The organism is Marinococcus sp. LNHM4E3-1, assembly GCF_056034405.1.
The window spans coordinates 171,463-189,001 of record NZ_JBQLID010000001.1 but is presented as its reverse complement, the minus strand read 5'-3'; the positions used below and the strand labels follow the sequence as shown (position 1 = coordinate 189,001).

Annotated in this window: 13 protein-coding genes; all 13 read right to left on the bottom strand. The window is 51.7% G+C overall.

The window, feature by feature from the left end:
- Window positions 1-5: 5 nt before the first annotated feature.
- A complete protein-coding gene (locus ACTRXI_RS00920) occupies window positions 6-3,344 on the bottom strand; it encodes a helicase-related protein (RefSeq protein WP_474260601.1) in 3,339 nt (1,112 codons plus the stop codon).
- A gap of 152 nt (window positions 3,345-3,496) precedes the next feature.
- Window positions 3,497-3,799, bottom strand: coding sequence for a hypothetical protein (locus ACTRXI_RS00915; RefSeq protein WP_474260600.1), 303 nt, complete (start codon window positions 3,797-3,799; stop codon window positions 3,497-3,499).
- A gap of 129 nt (window positions 3,800-3,928) precedes the next feature.
- The gene (hfq, locus tag ACTRXI_RS00910) at window positions 3,929-4,168 is read right to left on the bottom strand and encodes an RNA chaperone Hfq (protein ID WP_022792841.1); all 240 of its coding nucleotides are present in this window, start codon (window positions 4,166-4,168) and stop codon (window positions 3,929-3,931) included.
- Between the two features lie 47 nt (window positions 4,169-4,215).
- Entirely contained in the window at window positions 4,216-5,154 is a 939-nt protein-coding gene (gene miaA / locus ACTRXI_RS00905) for a tRNA (adenosine(37)-N6)-dimethylallyltransferase MiaA (protein WP_474260598.1), read from the bottom strand.
- Complete coding sequence (locus ACTRXI_RS00900; protein WP_474260596.1) at window positions 5,151-5,933, bottom strand: class I SAM-dependent methyltransferase; 783 nt, start codon at window positions 5,931-5,933, stop codon at window positions 5,151-5,153. Before ACTRXI_RS00900 ends, miaA begins: the two co-directional genes overlap by 4 nt.
- A 22-nt stretch (window positions 5,934-5,955) precedes the next feature.
- Window positions 5,956-7,830, bottom strand: coding sequence for a DNA mismatch repair endonuclease MutL (gene mutL, locus ACTRXI_RS00895; RefSeq protein ID WP_474260594.1), 1,875 nt, complete (start codon window positions 7,828-7,830; stop codon window positions 5,956-5,958).
- A 3-nt stretch (window positions 7,831-7,833) separates the two neighbouring features.
- Window positions 7,834-10,425, bottom strand: coding sequence for a DNA mismatch repair protein MutS (gene mutS, locus ACTRXI_RS00890; protein ID WP_474260592.1), 2,592 nt, complete (start codon window positions 10,423-10,425; stop codon window positions 7,834-7,836).
- A 196-nt stretch (window positions 10,426-10,621) separates the two neighbouring features.
- A complete protein-coding gene (locus ACTRXI_RS00885; protein ID WP_474260590.1) occupies window positions 10,622-10,993 on the bottom strand; it encodes a YlbF/YmcA family competence regulator in 372 nt (123 codons plus the stop codon).
- Between the two features lie 4 nt (window positions 10,994-10,997).
- Window positions 10,998-12,581, bottom strand: coding sequence for a tRNA (N6-isopentenyl adenosine(37)-C2)-methylthiotransferase MiaB (miaB, locus tag ACTRXI_RS00880; protein WP_079476224.1), 1,584 nt, complete (start codon window positions 12,579-12,581; stop codon window positions 10,998-11,000).
- A 96-nt stretch (window positions 12,582-12,677) separates the two neighbouring features.
- A complete protein-coding gene (locus ACTRXI_RS00875) occupies window positions 12,678-14,387 on the bottom strand; it encodes an ABC-ATPase domain-containing protein (protein WP_474260588.1) in 1,710 nt (569 codons plus the stop codon).
- A 100-nt stretch (window positions 14,388-14,487) separates the two neighbouring features.
- Window positions 14,488-14,748 carry a stage V sporulation protein S gene (locus ACTRXI_RS00870; RefSeq protein WP_022792833.1) on the bottom strand — a complete coding sequence of 87 codons (261 nt, stop codon included), beginning with the start codon at window positions 14,746-14,748 and terminating at the stop codon, window positions 14,488-14,490.
- Between the two features lie 100 nt (window positions 14,749-14,848).
- Window positions 14,849-15,646 carry a TIGR00282 family metallophosphoesterase gene (locus ACTRXI_RS00865; protein WP_474260586.1) on the bottom strand — a complete coding sequence of 266 codons (798 nt, stop codon included), beginning with the start codon at window positions 15,644-15,646 and terminating at the stop codon, window positions 14,849-14,851.
- A gap of 63 nt (window positions 15,647-15,709) precedes the next feature.
- On the bottom strand, window positions 15,710-17,272 hold the full coding sequence (gene rny / locus ACTRXI_RS00860; RefSeq protein ID WP_474260584.1) for a ribonuclease Y: 1,563 nt from the start codon (window positions 17,270-17,272) through the stop codon (window positions 15,710-15,712).
- Window positions 17,273-17,539 lie beyond the last annotated feature (267 nt).

Sequence of the window (17,539 nt, the reverse complement as noted above, 5' to 3'; positions counted from 1 at the left end):
TCCCCTCATTTCATGAATAATCCCATAGAACAAAGAATTAACGGCTCTTCTTTAATATTTTCTTTTGAGTCAATAATTAAACTTTCTTCATTATAAAGACCAAAAACCAAATTAAATAATTCTTCCTTATCAAATCCTTTTTTTAAATTTTTATTTAAAGTATTTATTGCTTGTTGTTGCAACGGATAATTATATATTGCTTGAATAACAGTATTCACTTGCTTCTTCTCGAAATCAAGGAGTAAACCCTCTTCAAGAAAAATCTTTAAACGTTCATAAGTTTTAAATCTCGCACCAGAAGGTCGCCCTAATTGTCCGCCTGAAGAAGTATTGATATTCACTAATTGCGATACAGCTTTTTCTACATAATCATGATGAAATCGGTCACGGGGTCTTTCTTTTTCATTAAATTCACATTTTGCTGCTTCTAAAATCGTAAATGGAGATTGAGTAATTATTTTATCATTCTCCTTATCAATCCAAGCCAATCCATCATTACCGTCACTATTTTTGAAGTAAACAAGAACCCCTTCTGGCTCTAAAGTGTTAGGTTCATGGTGTTTGGTAGAATAAATTACCGGAGGTAAACTTGGAATTATATCTTCAAGCTCTGGCTTAACCTCTATTATCTCTTTCCAAGCTTCATATGCAAAAGAAGAAAGGTCAACTTTGTAATTGTCTACCTCATCTAAAACTCCCGCTTTTTCGTTATATAAATCAATAATTTTTCCTTGTCCATCTCCTTCAAAGAATTCTTCATCTGTGCCAAGAACCTCCGAATTAATATGTAATCTATCTTTAACCCGACTTCTCAGACTAATTACGCTTTCGATTCCTTCTGCAGGTAAGAACGAATAACATAGTATTTTTTGAGCTTGTTGGCCAATACGATCAACTCGTCCCGCTCTTTGAATTAAGCGAATTATTGCCCATGGTAAGTCAAAATTCACTACGATAGAACAATCTTGAAGGTTTTGTCCTTCACTCAAAACATCAGTAGCTATTAGTACACGGATTTCGTCACCTTGAGCAACGGCTTCGTTATTACTTTTAGGAGAAAATCTTTCTACAATTTCAGTAGAATTTTCAGTATTACCTGTTACGCTCTTTACTTTTTTTATAGCACAGTTTTTTAATGATTGCTCTAAATATTCAGCTGTATCTGTATACTGAGTAAAAACTAATATTTTATCTTCAGCATGCTTTTCTGTTATTAATTTTAATAAAGCATTGAATTTACTATCATTTTTATAATTTAATAAAAAACTTTTTTCGAAAACACTATATAATTTATCATTATCACTCAATAAATTCTTTTTTAATGTCTTTTTAAATAGTTTTGAATTTATCCATGAAAACTTATTATAATAATTATTTTTATATAAATTGTATATCGTAGCTGCTTTTTCTTCAAAATTATCATTTGTTTTACTTGATTCAAATATTTTATTTTCTTCCGTTAAGATATTTCCTATCTCTAACTCTTCTTGTTCATTATCTCCATCTAGTAAACTTGCGCCTTGTGTACCTATAGGAATCGGTAAATTATTATCTAAAGCATGAATGAAAACATAGTTTCTTAAAATATGACGCTCAATAGATTTGTTAAAAGCTTTGCCACTGCTTTCTAATCTTTTTAACAAATTAGTTCTAGAGAAACCAATTAAATGTGGACCAGCATTAGAAAGATCCGCTATTTTTTTTGTTTCTTCTGGTTTTGGATTAACTTTCTTCTGAGAAGAAACATAATTTGCTAATCCGTACCTCGGTAATTTTAAATCATTAATAGTATCTATTACTGCTTCATCGTATAATTGGGCATAAATATCACTTTTATTAACCTTATTCATGGTGAAATTGACTGTCTTAGGAACACGCTCAGGGAAATATGAATTACTACCATCTTGAAATTCTAAATATTTCCTATTTGAATTCTTATCCACTTTTCCATAGTTTTCTTGTATGAATCCTCGCGTACGCCTCACAAGAAATAAACTCATTAATTCGCGCCAATCTTCAGGATAGGGACTCTTTTCAAAAGCGTTAATAGAACGTAAATGACACTGATATCTTCTGATAAATTCTGTTTCGCCAATTTCATTGATAAATTTTTCAGGACTAATCCCTAAATCTTCATTATCATTTACAAATAAACGCAATTGATTAGATAAATCATAATATGATTTATTATAAGGGGTAGCCGATAATAAAATTACGTAGGACTCATGTTTAAAAAGATAATTTTGAATATCTTTATATTTTTTTCCTTCTCTGTTTCTTAGGTTATGGCTCTCATCAATTACTACTAATCTAAATTTCCTTAAATTTTCTAACTTATGAGCCATACTTAAAGATATGACCTTAGCTCTTATTTCGTAATTTTTCACATATTTTTCCCACATAGCTATTAAATTTTTAGGAACAATAATAAGAGCGGAATCAAACTCCTCCTCTAGCATTGCCACTAAAGCAGTCGCCATCATCGTTTTTCCTAAACCAACTACATCCCCAATTATCACACCGCGTCTTTTCAGTAAGTGATTAGCAGAAAGTTTTATTGCTGTGTTTTGGAAACTAAATAGTTTATTTGATATATTTTCTGGAATTTTAAAGCTACTAATTCCTTCTCTAGTTTGTTGAGATAAATGATATGCCATTTTGGCATAGATATAATAAGGTGGAGTAACCTTAGATGTAGCCCAACTATTTTCAATAGTATCAATAATTTCTTCTGATATGTCTATACAAAATTTGTCGTTCCAACGTTCTTCAAACCATTCATTTAATTTATTTGCAGCATCGTTCTCTACAATATCTACATTTAATTCACCTTGTTTATCAAGACCTGAAAAAGTTAAATTGCTGCTTCCTACGTATCCAACAAGTGGTGTGATAAAATCTACTCGATGCATAAGATACAACTTGGCATGAAGCTTAGTTCTCAAATAAACTTTTACTTTTAATTTGTTTTCCTTAATTTGTCTTACTAATGTTTTCAAACTCTGTTCATCTCTACTACTAGGTGCTCCATATATCAGCTGTTCTTTAAATTGCTCAGCTATTTTCTTTTTCTTTTTAATAACTTTCTTGTTATCTATTCTCGATTCATCTTTGACAAAGCTCAGTTCCTCCATCATTTCTTTATGCGGGTCTGATTGCATACCTATTAATAATCGACAACAGTTATCTTCCCCCCCTTTAAAATTATCAACATAAGATTCTAAATCTCGCCAACCTCTTAAATTAAAATAACCAACACAAAAATCTGCCTTATACGACACATCTAAAGTTTCCCTTAAAGCGACTAATAACTTTTGATTAATATTATCAAATATTCTGGGCATCACTGAGCTCCTCAAATTCAATTTTTGACTTTTATCAAACTAAGGGTAAAACATGCTTTAATTTACATAATATTAATAAAAATTGTAATATTTTCATTTCTAAAAAATATAAGGATCTTTCTTGAATTTTATAATCCAAGCCGATAGTATAATTAATTAATTTCTCCAATAATAAGTATTTCTTCAAAGCAAGTATTTAAGAGACTCTCATCTTCGAAATTTAAAATTTTCATATGACATATTTTATTTCGCACTTTTACTAATTTATATAATTTTTTTCTTAAATCATTATTACAGAAATCATCATGTAATAGAGGAATATATTCATGAAAGTAAAGTTCAGTATTATTTTCAAGAGTAACAATATTATCTCTTATTAAATATTCTATAATACATAATTTTCTATAATGCATAGCCATTTTCAATGATTTATTAAAATATTTATCTGTATACATCTTGATTGCTCTTTTCTTAATTTAATCTTAACTGAATTGTCTATCTGATAAAATTTTACAAAAACCGCCGCCCCTGTTTCCACAGGAACAGACGGTTTCGGCAGCTTCCTTTTGAAGGAAGCTCTTTTTTTATTCTTCGCTCTCGCTTTCGGTCTGCAGGGAGACGGTCCGCTGCGGGACGAAGGTGCTGATGGCGTGCTTGTAGACGAGCTGCTGCTTGCCGTCGCTGTCGAGGACGACGGTGAAGTTGTCAAAGGCTTTGATCAGGCCGCGCAGCTGAAAGCCGTTCGTCAGAAAGACGGTCACCTGAATTTTTTCCTTGCGTACCACGTTCAAAAACTGATCCTGAATGTTCACTGATTGTTTCATGCTTGAATCTCCTTCCACAGCCGGGGCTTAGTTGAATGATTTATGTATTAGCGATGCTCGCGCTCGAACTGCCGCAAAATCGAAGCAAACGCTTCGTCGGCAAACGGCCGGGAGCGATCGGTAATATCATACCAGTGGGTGTCCTCTTTGTTGCGGAACCAGGTGAGCTGGCGCTTGGCGTATCTTCTGGAATTGCGCTTCATGCGCTCGGCGACCCATTCGGTGTCCGCGTCCCCACGGAAATACGGGAACCATTCCTTGTAGCCGATCGCCTGGGCGGCCTGGACTTCCTCGCCGAAGCGTTCGTACAGCCAGCGCGCTTCGTGCTCGAGGCCGCCTTCCATCATGCGGTCGATCCGGCGCTCGATCCGCTCATACAAATACGGACGGTTCATTGTTAATCCTATCATGAATGAAGCGTAGGGCGAATGCTTTTTTTGCATTTTTTTGGATAAAGTTGGTCCTTCTTCCGACGTTTCAAGAATTTCGAGCGCCCGCACGACCTTGCGCACGTTGTTCGGGTGAATCGCGGCCGCCCGCTCCGGGTCGCGGCGCTCTAAATTCGCATGCAGCGCAGCGCTTCCGTACTGGCGCGCGTACAGCTCCCATTTCTCGCGCACGCCTTCCTGCTTTTTCGCGTCATAAAACGAATAGTCGTGCAGGAGCGCCCGGATGTACATGCCGGTGCCGCCGACGATAATCGGAAGCTTGCCCTCCCCGTGCAGCCGCTCGATAATCGGCTCGGCCTGGGCTTTAAAGTCCGCCGCAGAATACGGCGTATCCGGCGACAGCATGTCCACGAGATGATGCGGCGCCTGGTTGCGTTCCTCCATTGTCGGCTTGGCGGTGCCGATGGTCAGGCCTTCATACACCTGCATCGAGTCGCCGCTGATGATTTCGCCGTCGTACTTGTGGGCGAGCTGGATTCCGAGCTCTGTTTTTCCGACCGCGGTCGGGCCGACGACGGCGAGTACCGGTTGCTTCACGTGTATGCCTCCTTCCATCCGTACCGGACCGCGGGGCTCCGCCGTCCGGCCGGGGTTAACTGATACTGCTTAAAATGCGGGCTGTCCGCATGGTCTTTGACGACAATCCGGCGCCGGGCCACCCGCAGCGCTTCCTCCATCCACGCTTCTGTCAGCGGGTCGGTGGCTGCTACCGGGCGGAGCCGGTCGATCGCCGGACTTGTGTCCACCGCTTTGGCAAACATCGGATCCAGGTAGACGACGTCCATGGAGCTTTCGGGAAGCAGGCGCAGGAGACGAAGACTGTCGCCACGGACGACCGTGATCCGCTGCATCGCCTCCGTAAACCAGCCGGGGTAGTCCCCCGGAAGCCGGAGTCCTTTACGGACGAGCGACGCCACGACCGGCTGCTTTTCGATGCCGAGCACCGTGCCGCTTTTTCCCGCACCGAGGGCAAGCATAATGCTGTCGGCGCCGAATCCGAGTGTCGCATCAAGCACCGTGTCGCCTTCGCGCATGTCTGCCGCCTCGAGCAGCGGGTCGCTCCCGCCGCGGTGAACGTGCAGGCCGCGCAGCCACGCCATCGACGGGTGAAACGCGAGCGGCTCGGCAGCTTCACCTAGCGGGTAATACGTGTCGCCGCCAGATGCCACAATATAAATATCCTCGTTTGTTTCCCGCTTCCATTGCCGGATCGATCGCTTACCACGTGCTGCGTACGGCACGCACCACGCCCGCGCCTTCGCCTCTGCTTCTGCACAGACAGACGGGGCCGGCTTTTTAGCGGTGGTGATAATCACGGCGCTCTCTCCTTCTGTACAGCTACATGATGCGCTTGAACATTTTTTCCATGTCATAGTCGGAAAAGTGAATGATGATCGGGCGGCCGTGCGGGCACGTGTACGGGCTCTCGCACGTGCGCAGCCGGTCGACGAGCGCCTGGATTTCGTCCTTCGTCAGGTAGCGGTTCGCCTTGATCGCCGCCTTGCACGACATCAGAATGGCCGCTTCCTCACGCAGCTCATGCACGCTGATACGCTTGTTGTTTTTCACTTCTTCGATGCATTCGCGAATAACGCCTTCTTCGTCGCCGGCCGGGAACCAGGTCGGATGCGCGTGCACCCGGAACGTCTGGCCGCCGAACGGCTCGAGGAAAATGCCGATGTTTTCAAAATCGCTCTGGCGTTCGCTGATAAGGATTTCTTCCTCTTTGGTCACCTCAAGCAGAATCGGCACGAGCAGCTGCTGCACATCCTTGTCCACGTCGCCGATTTTCACCCGGAAGTATTCGTAAAAAATACGCTCCTGCGCGGCGTGCTGGTCGATCATGTACAGCGCGTCTTCGTTTTCCGCGAGAATGTACGTGCCGTGAAACTGGCCGATCGGGCGCAGCTCTGGCAGCTCCGGGCCATTGCTCTCCGTTGCCGGGGCTTCGGGCTCCGGCTTAGGCGCCTCCCGCTCTTCAGGCCACGTGTCCGCGTGCTCAAACACCGTTTCCGCTTCCGGCTCCTCGGCGGGGGCAGCATCACTGAACGACGCCTCGTGGGCAGAGGCATGGTCCCCGGGTGCGGGCGCCGGCTCGTCCGGGACGGATGGTTCTTCCCTCCGCGGCGCTGGGGACGGGGACGGCGCAGGTTCGGTAAAGGCCAGGTTCATTTGTTCGGTCGCCGGTGCTGATTTAGCCCGCTTCTGGTCGCCGGCCGGAATGAGACGCTCCTGCTGGAGACGCTCCCGCACCGCCTGTTCGACCAGCTGCAGCAGCTCCTCCTCCTTGCTCACGCGCACGTCGAGCTTGGACGGATGCACGTTCACGTCAATCAGCCCGGGGTTCATCTCGATATGCAGTGCCGCGATTGGGTGCTTGCCGATCGGAAGCAGCGTATGGTAGCCCGACTCGATCGCTTTTGTGAGCGGGTAATGCCGGATGTAGCGGTGGTTCACAAACGTGGACATGTACTGGCGCGAAGCGCGGTACGTCTCGGGCTTCGCGATCCAGCCGCTCACCCGATAGTCGTCCGTCTCCGCCTCGATGTACAGCATGTCGCGCCCCGTCTGGCGGCCATAAATAGCCGCAAGCACCGGCTGCAGGCTACCGCTTCCGTTCGTGAGAAGCAGCTGCTTGTCGTGGTGGTACAGCCGGAAGCTGACCTCCGGGTGCGCGAGCGCCTGCCGGTTCATCACGTCGGCAACGTTTGCCACCTCGGTGTTCATCGTCCGCACGTATTTAAGCCGGGCCGGGGTGTTAAAAAACAGGTCGCGCACCTCCACCTGCGTACCGCGACGGCTTTTGGACGAGGTGCAGGCAATGCGCTTGCCGCCCTGGTAGCGGATGAGCACTCCCGCTTCGCGGCCGTCCCCGGTTTCCATCGTCACGTTCGAGACCGCGGCGATACTCGGCAGCGCTTCACCCCGGAAGCCGAGCGTCTCAATCTGAAACAGATCCTTTTCCCGGGCGAGCTTGCTCGTCGCGTGGCGCTCGAAGGCAAGCTCCGCGTCCTCCTGGTCCATGCCGCGGCCGTTATCGGTCACCCGGAGAAGCGAAAGCCCGCCCTCCTCGACGTCCACGTGAATGGTTGTGGCCCCGGCGTCAATCGCGTTTTCCACGAGTTCCTTCACGACCGAGGCGGGCCGTTCGACGACTTCCCCCGCCGCGATTTTGTTGGCAAGGCCGTCCGGGAGTTTTTTTACATACGTCACCGCTTATTCCTCCTCCTCGTTCGCGTACTGCTGGAGCTGGTACAGCTTTTCGATCGCTTCGATCGGGCTCATGCGGAGCACGTCGGTCCGCTTCAGCTCGCTCATGATTTCTTTCGCACGGGCGCTGCCGTCATCAATGGAAAAGAGCGCCAGCTGCTCGGGCTCGTCCGGTTCCTTGATGGTCTCTGCAGAGGTCGGGGCGGCTTCGTCCGGCGCTGCGTACGCGGCGGTTTTCTGCTCCTCAAAGCTTTTTAATATCGTCTCGGAGCGTTCGATCACCTGCGGCGGCAGCCCGGCGAGCTTGGCCACGTAAATGCCGTAGCTGCGATCGGCCTTGCCCGGCTCCACCCTGTGCAGGAAGATGATTTCGCCGTCCTCCTCCACCGCCCGCACGTGCACGTTCCGAAGCGCCGGCAGGTGGTCCTCCATCACGGTCAGCTCGTGGTAGTGCGTGGAAAAAAGCGTCTTTGCTCCGACCTGCTCGTGAATGTATTCCATAATCGCCTGCGCGAGCGCCATCCCGTCATACGTGGAGGTGCCGCGACCGATTTCGTCGAGCAGAATCAGGCTGTCAGCCGAGGCGTTCAGCAACGCCTGCTGGGTTTCCTTCATTTCCACCATGAACGTGCTCTGGCCGCTCGTTAAGTCGTCGGCCGCCCCGATGCGGGTGAAAATCCGGTCAAACACGGGCAGCTCCGCCTCCTCGGCCGGTACGAAGCAGCCGATCTGCGCCATGATCGCAATCAGCGCCACCTGCCGCATGACTGTGCTTTTACCGGCCATGTTCGGCCCCGTGATCAACAGCATGCCGTGCTCGTCCATGTGGGTGTCGTTTGCCACAAATTCGCCGGCGGTGAGCATTGTCTCCACGACCGGATGACGGCCGCCGCGGACGGAAAGCGTCTTGTCCGTACTGAAGGCCGGCCGGACGTAGCCGAGCCGCTCGCTCACGTGGGCGAAGTTCTGCAGCACATCCATTTCACTCAAAAGATCCGCAAGCTCCTGGAGCGGACGCACGTAGCCCGCGACGCGTTCGCGCAGGTCGAGAAACAGCTCGTACTCGAGCTGGACGGCGCGGTCCGCCGAGCCGAGGATCAGGTCTTCCTTTTCCTTCAGCTCCGGCGTGATGTAGCGCTCGGCGTTCGTGAGCGTCTGCTTGCGCTCGTAGCGCCCGTCCGGAATCAGATGGGTGTTGGCCCGGGTGATTTCAATATAGTAGCCGAAGACCCGGTTGTAGCCGACCTTGAGCGACTTGATGCCCGTTTCGGCACGTTCCTTCTGCTCAAGCTCCGCGATCCACTGCTTGCCGTTCTGGCCCGCCTCTCGGTACTGGTCGAGCTCCTCATGAAAGCCGGAGCGGAACATGCCGCCCTCCTGGACGCCAAACGGCGGATCGTCGACGAGGCTCCGGTCGAGAAGCTCCTCAAGCTCCTGAAAGGCGGAGACGTCCACCAGACGTTCGTTGATGGCCGGATTGTTCATGCCCCCGAGCAGGTCGGCAATCGCCGGCACCGCCTGCAGCGTCCGCCGCAGCTGCACGAGCTCGCGGGCGTTAATGTTGCCGTACACGGCTTTGCCGGCGAGCCGTTCAATGTCGTACACGTCGCGCAGATGCTCCCGCAGGTCCTCCCGGGCAAAGAAATTTTCCGCAAACGAAACCACCATGCCGTAGCGCTCCTCGATCGCCGCACGGGAGAGAAGCGGCTCCTCGATCCAGCGCCGCAGCTTGCGGCAGCCCATCGCGGTGACGGTACGATCGAGCACGCCGAGAAGCGACCCGTCCTTCGTTTTGCCCATCATCGTCTCCGTCAGCTCCAGGTTCCGCCTCGAATGCATGTCCAGCTGCATCGTCCGGTTCGGCTCGTACACCGTAAACGGCTGCAGGTGACCGAGTGACCGCTGCTGGGTGCGCTCCACGTAGCCGAGCAGAAGCGCCGCTCCGTTTTGGAGCGTGTCGCTGTGCAGTTCACCGGTGAGTGCTTCCCATTCGGGCTTCAGCTCCGGCACCGCCCCGGTCGAAATCATGCCGCGGTACATGTCGGCCATGACGCCCTTCTGCTCCTCCGGCACGATGATTTCCTTCGGATGCGCGGTCGTCATTTCGCGCTGCCATTCGCCGACGTCATCGGAGAGAAGCGCCGCGGCAGTTTCTCCGGTCGTGAGATCCGCCTTCACAAACGCCGTTTCCGTTCCGTTCGGCACTATCGCGACGAGAAAGTTGTTTTCCGTTTCGTCAAGGGCGCGCCCTTCCATGATCGTCCCCGGGGTAATCATGCGCACCACCTCGCGCTTCACGACGCCTTTCGCTTTGGCCGGGTCCTCCACCTGCTCGCAGATCGCAATTTTGTACCCTTTTTCGATCAGCGTGGCAATATACCCTTCGGCGGAGTGATACGGCACCCCGCACATCGGGATGTCATTTTCGTTCTTCTGGCCGCGTTTGGTGAGCGTGATCTCGAGCTCACGGGCGGCAAGCTCCGCGTCCTCAAAGAACATTTCGTAAAAGTCGCCGAGCCGGTAAAACAAAAAGGCGTCCGGATAGGCCGCTTTTATGTCCTTATACTGTTTCATCATCGGTGTATCTGTCTCTGGCATCAAAAAGCCTCCGTTATGTTTGTTTCACTGCCTGTTTATTGTACATCGTTCCGTTCGCTTCTCCAACGGGAAGCGTTCTGCGATTTGTCCCTCATATTATATCACTGTTTAAGAAGAAACTAAATTATGGTATGTGAAATTTATAAAAGCCCGACAAGCAGAAAACCGCCTCCCGTGAAACGGAAAGCGGTTCTTTTTATGAGCTGCTGTTGTCGCCGTCTTCGTTTTCCCAGATCGAGGCAGTGATCTGGTCGCTGATCAACTGCAGAATGTAGTTAACCTCGGTCTGGCTCTGGCGGAACTGCCCGACGATCGGAATGTTTTCAATCTCTTCGTGCAGGTCGTTAATCTGCGCTTCCACCTGACGCTTCGCTTCCGTTTTTTCGTAGTGCTGGAAGTTAACCGCCTGCTTCTGCTTGTCCTTGATTTCCTGGATCAGGTTCTGGATCCGTACGTTGTCGTTAATCTGCGTCTCGGCGCGGATGAAAAAGTCCACTTCCTCGGTTTCCTTCAGCCGTTCGGCGAGGCGCCCGGCTTCCTGCATCACTTCTTCTTTCGTGTAGGCCATCTGCTTACACCTCCGCGAATTCCACAACATGGCCGTCGAGCGACCACGTTTTGGCTTCATCAATTTGGACGTAGATGACTTCGCCGATAACGTCCTTCGGCGCCCGGAAGTTCACGAGCTTGTTCGTGCGCGTCCGTCCGGAGAGCACGTCGGCGTTTTTGCGGCTTTCGCCCTCGACGAGCACCTCAAGTACCTGGCCTTCGAGCTCTTTGTTGCGGCGGTTCGAAATGTCGCCCATGAGCGCGTTCAGGCGGGCGAGCCGCTCTTTTTTCACGTCCATCGGCACGTTGTCCTCCATCTTCGCCGCCGGCGTATGCTCGCGCGGGGAGTAGATGTAGGTGAACGCGCTGTCGTAGTCCATCTCACGCATTAGGGACATGGTGTCTTCAAACTGCTCCTCCGTTTCGTTCGGGAAGCCGACGATGATGTCGGTCGTAAACGACGCGTGCGGAATCGCCGTTTTGATTTTGCGGGCGAGCTCGACGTATTCCTCGCGCGTGTATTTGCGCCCCATCAGCTTGAGCATGTCGCTGTTGCCGGACTGCACCGGCAGATGGATATGCTCGACGAGGTTGCCGCCCTGCGCGAGCACCTCGATCAGGTAGTCGTCAAAGTCGCGCGGGTGGCTTGTCGTAAACCGGATGCGAGGAATGTCGATTTTATGCAGCTCGTTCATGAGCTCGCCGAGCCCGTAGTCGAGCCCGAGGTCCTTGCCGTAGGCGTTCACGTTCTGCCCGAGCAGCGTAATTTCCTTGTAGCCCTGGCGCGCGATGTCGCGCACCTCGGCGATAATGTCCTCCGGCAGGCGGCTCCGTTCCTTGCCGCGCGTATACGGCACGATGCAGTACGTGCAGAATTTGTCACAGCCGTACATGATGTTGACCCATGCCTGCGTGCCGCCGGCGCGTTTTTTCGGCATGTTTTCGATGACGTCGCCTTCCTTCGACCAGACCTCGATCACCATCTCCTTGCCCTGGATGGCGTCGCGAAGAAGCTCCGGCAGGCGGTGGATGTTGTGCGTCCCGAAAATCATGTCGATGTGCTGGTGCTTCTGCATGATGCGGTTCACGACGTTTTCCTCCTGCGACATACAGCCGCACACGCCGAGCATCAGCTCCGGCTTTTCACGCTTGAGCGCTTTTAAGTGGCCGATTTCGCCGAACACTTTGTTTTCCGCGTTTTCGCGGATCGCGCACGTGTTCAGAAAGATGAGGTCCGCCTCCTCGGTGTCCTTCGTTTCGGCAAAGCCCATCTCTTCAAGAATGCCAGCCATGTTTTCGGTATCATGGTAGTTCATCTGGCAGCCGTACGTGCGGATCAGGTACTTTTTGCCGTAGCCGATGCCCCGCATATCCTCGGGTATGTCAAAATCGTAGTGAACCGACGCGTCCTGCTTCGTCCGCTTGCGTCCTGCTTTATGGTCGGGCTGGTCGTTGATCACGATCGACCGGCCGCCAATTTTCATGTATTGTTTGCCGTCCTCGTTGCTTTCCACTTCGGCTTTGGAAAAATCAAAGTATTTTTCGTATGCCGGATCGACCGCCGGAGTCGTTTGTTCAGACGTATCCGTTTGCTTTTTATCAGTCACGGTGGTCTCTCCCTTCTCTATAGGTACGGGCGGACGCGCCGCCCGTGATTTTTGTAGTCGTTTCATATTATAAGCCGAAAACCATTAAAACTCAAATCACCGTTCGACGCGGAGCGGACGGTAGCGGTTAATGGCCGACGCGATTTCAAACCGCCGCGGACGCGCCATGTCCCCGGGATGCTGGTTTTTAAACGGTGAGAGCGCGTCGAGTGACTGCCTGTCGATCGTCTGCTCGATGTAGTCGAGCACCTCCGGAAGCGGCGCCGGCTGTTCGAACTGCCGGCTCGCGTGGCGGATGGCTTCGGCAATCGCATTCGTCTGGCTGCCGGTAATCAGTTGCTCGACCGCGCTCAGGTCGATCGTTTCCGCTCCGTACATGACCGTATCGCGGCCCTTGCCGCTCACCTTTTCCTTTTTGCCCTTACGCGCGTCAAAGCGGTTCACCGCAATACGGCGTCCGGTCAGGGCCCCGAATGCCTCACCGGCTTCCTTCGCCCGGTTGGTCGGGTGCTCGCCGGCAATCCGGCGTGCTTCTTCAGTCACATCATACGGCACGTACTCCTCAAGCATGATAACATAATCCGCCACGTCAAAATAATCTCCTGCTCCACCGACGACGAGAATCGTGGAAATGCCTTCATCGTCATAAAGCGCGCGCACTTTATCAATAAACGGCGTGATCGGCTCCTTGCGTTTGGCAACAAGCGCCTGCATGCGGGCGTCACGGATCATAAAGTTGGTCGCGCTCGTATCTTCATCGATTAGAAGTGTCCCGGCTCCTGCCTCGAGGCCCTCCATAATATTCGCCGCCTGCGACGTGCTGCCGCTCGCATTTTCGGTCGTGAAAAACGAGGTGTCCTTGTCGGCCGGCAGGTTTGCGATAAACGGGCTGATGTTCACACCGGTCACCGAGCGGCCGTCCTCGGCACGCACCTTCACGGCGCTCGGATCGGCGATCACAAACTCGCGGCCGTCGCCGGCGCGGTGGTTGTATACCCCGCGCTCAATCGATTCAAGCAGCGTGCTTTTGCCGTGGTAGCCGCCGCCGACAATGATCGTCACGCCCTTTGGCACTGCCATGCCGGTAATCGGCCCGCCGTGCGGAAGCTCAATCGTCACTTCGCGCTCCTTCGGCGACTGAAACGAGATTACCTCCTTGCCGCTCATCGGGCGGTTGCTGACGCCGCTTGCGCGTGGAAGCACCGAGCCGTTGGCCACAAACGCGATGCAGTCGTTGTCCTCCAGATATCGGCGCACGGCCTGCTGCTGGTCGGCGAGCTCGAGCTGGGCAGTCAGCTTCTGCCCGGAGTACTGCTGCACGGCACGCTGGACCGCCTCCGGCAGCTGTTTAGTGAGCCGCTCAATCGCTTCCTGCCCCTGGATCGTACGGCCTCTCGCCGGCAGGTGGATCGACAGCCGGATTTCGAGGTGATCCTTCGACAGCTTCACGGCTGTGCGGTCGATCATTTCCTGGCCGGGGCCGTCGATAATAATGCCGGGCTTGCCCTTCTGTTTGCTCAGCTCCTGCTGCATGACAAGGGCGAAAAAGTCGATGGCCGCCACCCGGCGCGCGTCACTTTCCTCGACCTCCGGGCCGAGGTCGAGCGCTTTGCGTGAAAGCGTCACCCGGGCACGGGAGGGACTGGCGAACGGGTCGGCCTGCACGTGGTCCATATGCAGCTTGAAATCCGAAAACTCGTGGGTCCCTTTAATATCGTTATAGGCTTTGTAGCCCTTGCGGTCGATGCGTTTTAGCGTCTGAATCAGTTGTTTCATTGGTATTCTCCTCTCATGGTCTGCCGGCATACAAAAAGACGCCGCAGGGACGTCTCCAAGTACCACCGGCCGGTGATATGTATAGAATTGCCGGCAGCGCCTGGGCGCCGCCGGATGCGGCGAAAAACGTCTATCTGGGCTCAATAATTAATTTTATCGCCGTTCGTTCTTCGCCGTCAATTTCAATATCGGTAAAAGCGGGAATGCAGACCAGATCGATGCCGCTCGGCGCCACAAACCCCCTGGCAATGGCTATCGCCTTGATGGACTGGTTGATCGCGCCGGCCCCGATCGCCTGGATTTCTGCGGCTCCTTTTTCACGAATAACTCCGGCTAAGGCACCTGCGACAGAATTTGGAGTGGATTTAGCGGATACTTTTAATACTTCCATTTCTAGTACCTCCCTGCGTAGGATCAATGGTAACGCCATTGTATTAGGCATAATTCATGAAAGAAGGGCCAGATTCCTGCTTTTTTCTAAATATTCTTTTTTATTCGAAAAATGGGTGGGATTCGTCAATGCGGATGCGTTCAATCGTCATCGCTTTTCCGGTTTTCGGATCCGCTTTCACAGCGACTCCATTTAACTGTTCCCGCCCTTCGGCCACTTCAAACTTGGTGGGCAGATTCGTCTGAAACTTTCGTATGATCGCTTCGCGCTCCATGCCGAGAATGCCGTCGCTCGGCCCGGTCATGCCGGCGTCGCATAAAAAGGCGGTCCCGCCGTCGAGAATTCGGTCGTCGGCTGTCTGCACATGGGTATGGGTGCCGACAACAGCGCTCACCCGGCCGCTTAAAAACCAGCCCATCGCCTGCTTCTCGCTCGTCGTTTCAGCGTGAAAGTCTACGAAAATAAAGTTGGTGCGCGCGGACGCCTCCGTTACAAGCTCGTCGGCCTTCCGGAACGGATCGTCATTCGGATTGCCCATAAACGTCCGCCCGATCAGGTTAATGACTGCCACCTCCTGGTCGTTAATACGAAGGTATTTAATGCCTTCGCCAGGCACTCCCGCCGGGTAGTTGGCCGGACGGATCATCATTTTGGCATCGTCAATGAACTCGAAAATATCCCGGTTGTCCCACGTATGGTTGCCCATCGTGATCACCTGCGCGCCTGCTTCGAGCAGCTGCTTGTAAATTTTTTCGGTAATGCCTTTGCCGTGCGCCGCGTTTTCGCCGTTCATGATTGTAACGGTCGGCTGGTACCTGCGCTTTAAGCGCGGCAGATACTCCTCCACCATTTTCCGTCCTGGAGCGCCGACGATGTCGCCGATAAATAAAAATTTCATATAAATGTCTTCCTTTCTTCATGCATCTAAGCATAAAAAAATAAAGCGGTGGCACTCACCGCTTTATTTTGCATAATCTACTGCCCGGGTCTCCCGTATCACCGTTACGCGGATATGTCCCGGATAATCCAATTCACTCTCGATCCGTTTCGTGATGTCGCGTGCCAGCTGCGGTGCCAGCTGGTCGTCCACCACGTCCGGCTTCACCATGATCCGCACCTCGCGTCCGGCCTGGATGGCGAAGGTTTTCTCGACTCCTTTAAAGGATTCCGAAATCTCTTCGAGCCGTTCCAGACGGCGGATGTACGTTTCAAGCGTCTCCCTGCGTGCTCCCGGCCGGGCCGCGGACAGCGCGTCTGCGGCCGCGACGAGGGAAGCAATCACAGAGGTCGCTTCGGTATCCCCGTGGTGGGAAGCGATACTGTTGACGACGACCTCGTGCTCTTTGTATTTCTTAGCGAGCTCGACGCCGATTTCCACGTGGCTTCCTTCGACTTCATGGTCGATGGCCTTCCCGAGGTCGTGAAGCAGTCCGGCGCGGCGGGCCAGCTGTTCGTCTTCCCCGAGTTCGGCAGCCATCAGCGCGGTCAAATGCGCCACTTCCATCGAGTGCTTCAGCACATTCTGGCCGTAACTTGTCCGGAAGTGAAGGCGTCCGAGAATCTTCATAAGATCCGGATGCAGCCCGTGGATGCCCATTTCAAACGTTGCTTCTTCGCCGTATTCGCGGATGAACTCATCCACTTCCCGGCGTGCTTTTTCGACCATCTCTTCGATACGTGCCGGATGAATGCGGCCGTCCTGCACGAGGCGTTCAAGCGCAATGCGCGCCACCTCGCGGCGGATCGGATCAAAGCCGGAGAGAATGACAGCTTCCGGGGTATCATCGATAATAAGATCAATACCGGTTAACGTTTCAAGCGCCCGGATGTTGCGTCCTTCGCGGCCGATGATCCGCCCTTTCATTTCATCGTTTGGCAGGTTCACCACAGACACCGTCGTTTCGGCGACATGGTCGGCAGCGCAGCGCTGCAGGGCGAGGGATAAAATATTCTTCGCTTTTTTGTTGGCTTCTTGTTTGGCCTCTTCTGTCCGTTCTTTGATCAGAAGCGCCGTTTCGTGTTCCATCTCCTGTTCGGTCTCGCGGCGGATCAGCTCTCTGGCATCCTCCCGCGACATTCCGGAAACACGTTCAAGTTCCTCCTGTTGTTTGGCGAGAATCTCCTCCACTTTGCTGTTATTTTCCTCAACCTGTTGTTGTTTTTCGTAGAGAGATTCCTCTCTACGCTCCAAGGATTCTTCCTTTTTGTCCAACGTCTCACTTTTTCGGTCAAGGGTCTCTTCCTTCTGCATCAAGCGGTTTTCTTGTTTTTGAACTTCATTTCTTCGTTCATTCAGAGTGCTCTCTGCTTCTGCCCGAATTTGATGTGCTTCGTCTTTAGCTTCCAACCGCGATTCTTTTAAGATTGTCTCTGCCTGCCGCTCAGCTTCTTTCACAATCTGGCCGGCTTCGTGCTCGGCGCTTTTGAATTTCGCTTCGGCAATCGCTTTTCGGACAAAATATCCAATCAAACCAACTATCAATGCACCGATAACAAGCAAAATGGAGATGATTGCAGTGTTCATACATGTCACCTCCTCTTGCTATCTGATTGTTCACTTTCGGTTGTTGCGAAAGTTGCATTGATGATTCTTTTTCGTGTCCGCATTGTTCTGCTTGCGAATTAATACGCTCATCGAAGTGCGGAACAAAACAAACGTTCCACTTCTTTATTGTATCTTTACCGCATGGCGCTGTCAAGAAAGCTCACTGGCAGGAATCCCTGTTTTTATAGGGATTGACACCGTTTTCTTCCCGCCTGTCCTCCTGCTTTCTCTGCCCGCCCGGCAGGA

Excerpts from the sequence above, each read along its gene's own strand:
- ACTRXI_RS00885 (WP_474260590.1), bottom strand. The coding sequence starts at position 10,993 with ATGGCCTACACGAAAGAAGAAGTGATGCAGGAAGCCGGGCGCCTCGCC.
- ACTRXI_RS00865 (WP_474260586.1), bottom strand. The coding sequence starts at position 15,646 with ATGAAATTTTTATTTATCGGCGACATCGTCGGCGCTCCAGGACGGAAA.
- ACTRXI_RS00920 (WP_474260601.1), bottom strand. The coding sequence starts at position 3,344 with ATGCCCAGAATATTTGATAATATTAATCAAAAGTTATTAGTCGCTTTA.
- hfq (WP_022792841.1), bottom strand. The coding sequence starts at position 4,168 with ATGAAACAATCAGTGAACATTCAGGATCAGTTTTTGAACGTGGTACGC.
- mutS (WP_474260592.1), bottom strand. The coding sequence starts at position 10,425 with ATGCCAGAGACAGATACACCGATGATGAAACAGTATAAGGACATAAAA.
- ACTRXI_RS00915 (WP_474260600.1), bottom strand. The coding sequence starts at position 3,799 with ATGTATACAGATAAATATTTTAATAAATCATTGAAAATGGCTATGCAT.
- rny (WP_474260584.1), bottom strand. The coding sequence starts at position 17,272 with ATGAACACTGCAATCATCTCCATTTTGCTTGTTATCGGTGCATTGATA.
- ACTRXI_RS00870 (WP_022792833.1), bottom strand. The coding sequence starts at position 14,748 with ATGGAAGTATTAAAAGTATCCGCTAAATCCACTCCAAATTCTGTCGCA.
- ACTRXI_RS00875 (WP_474260588.1), bottom strand. The coding sequence starts at position 14,387 with ATGCCGGCAGACCATGAGAGGAGAATACCAATGAAACAACTGATTCAG.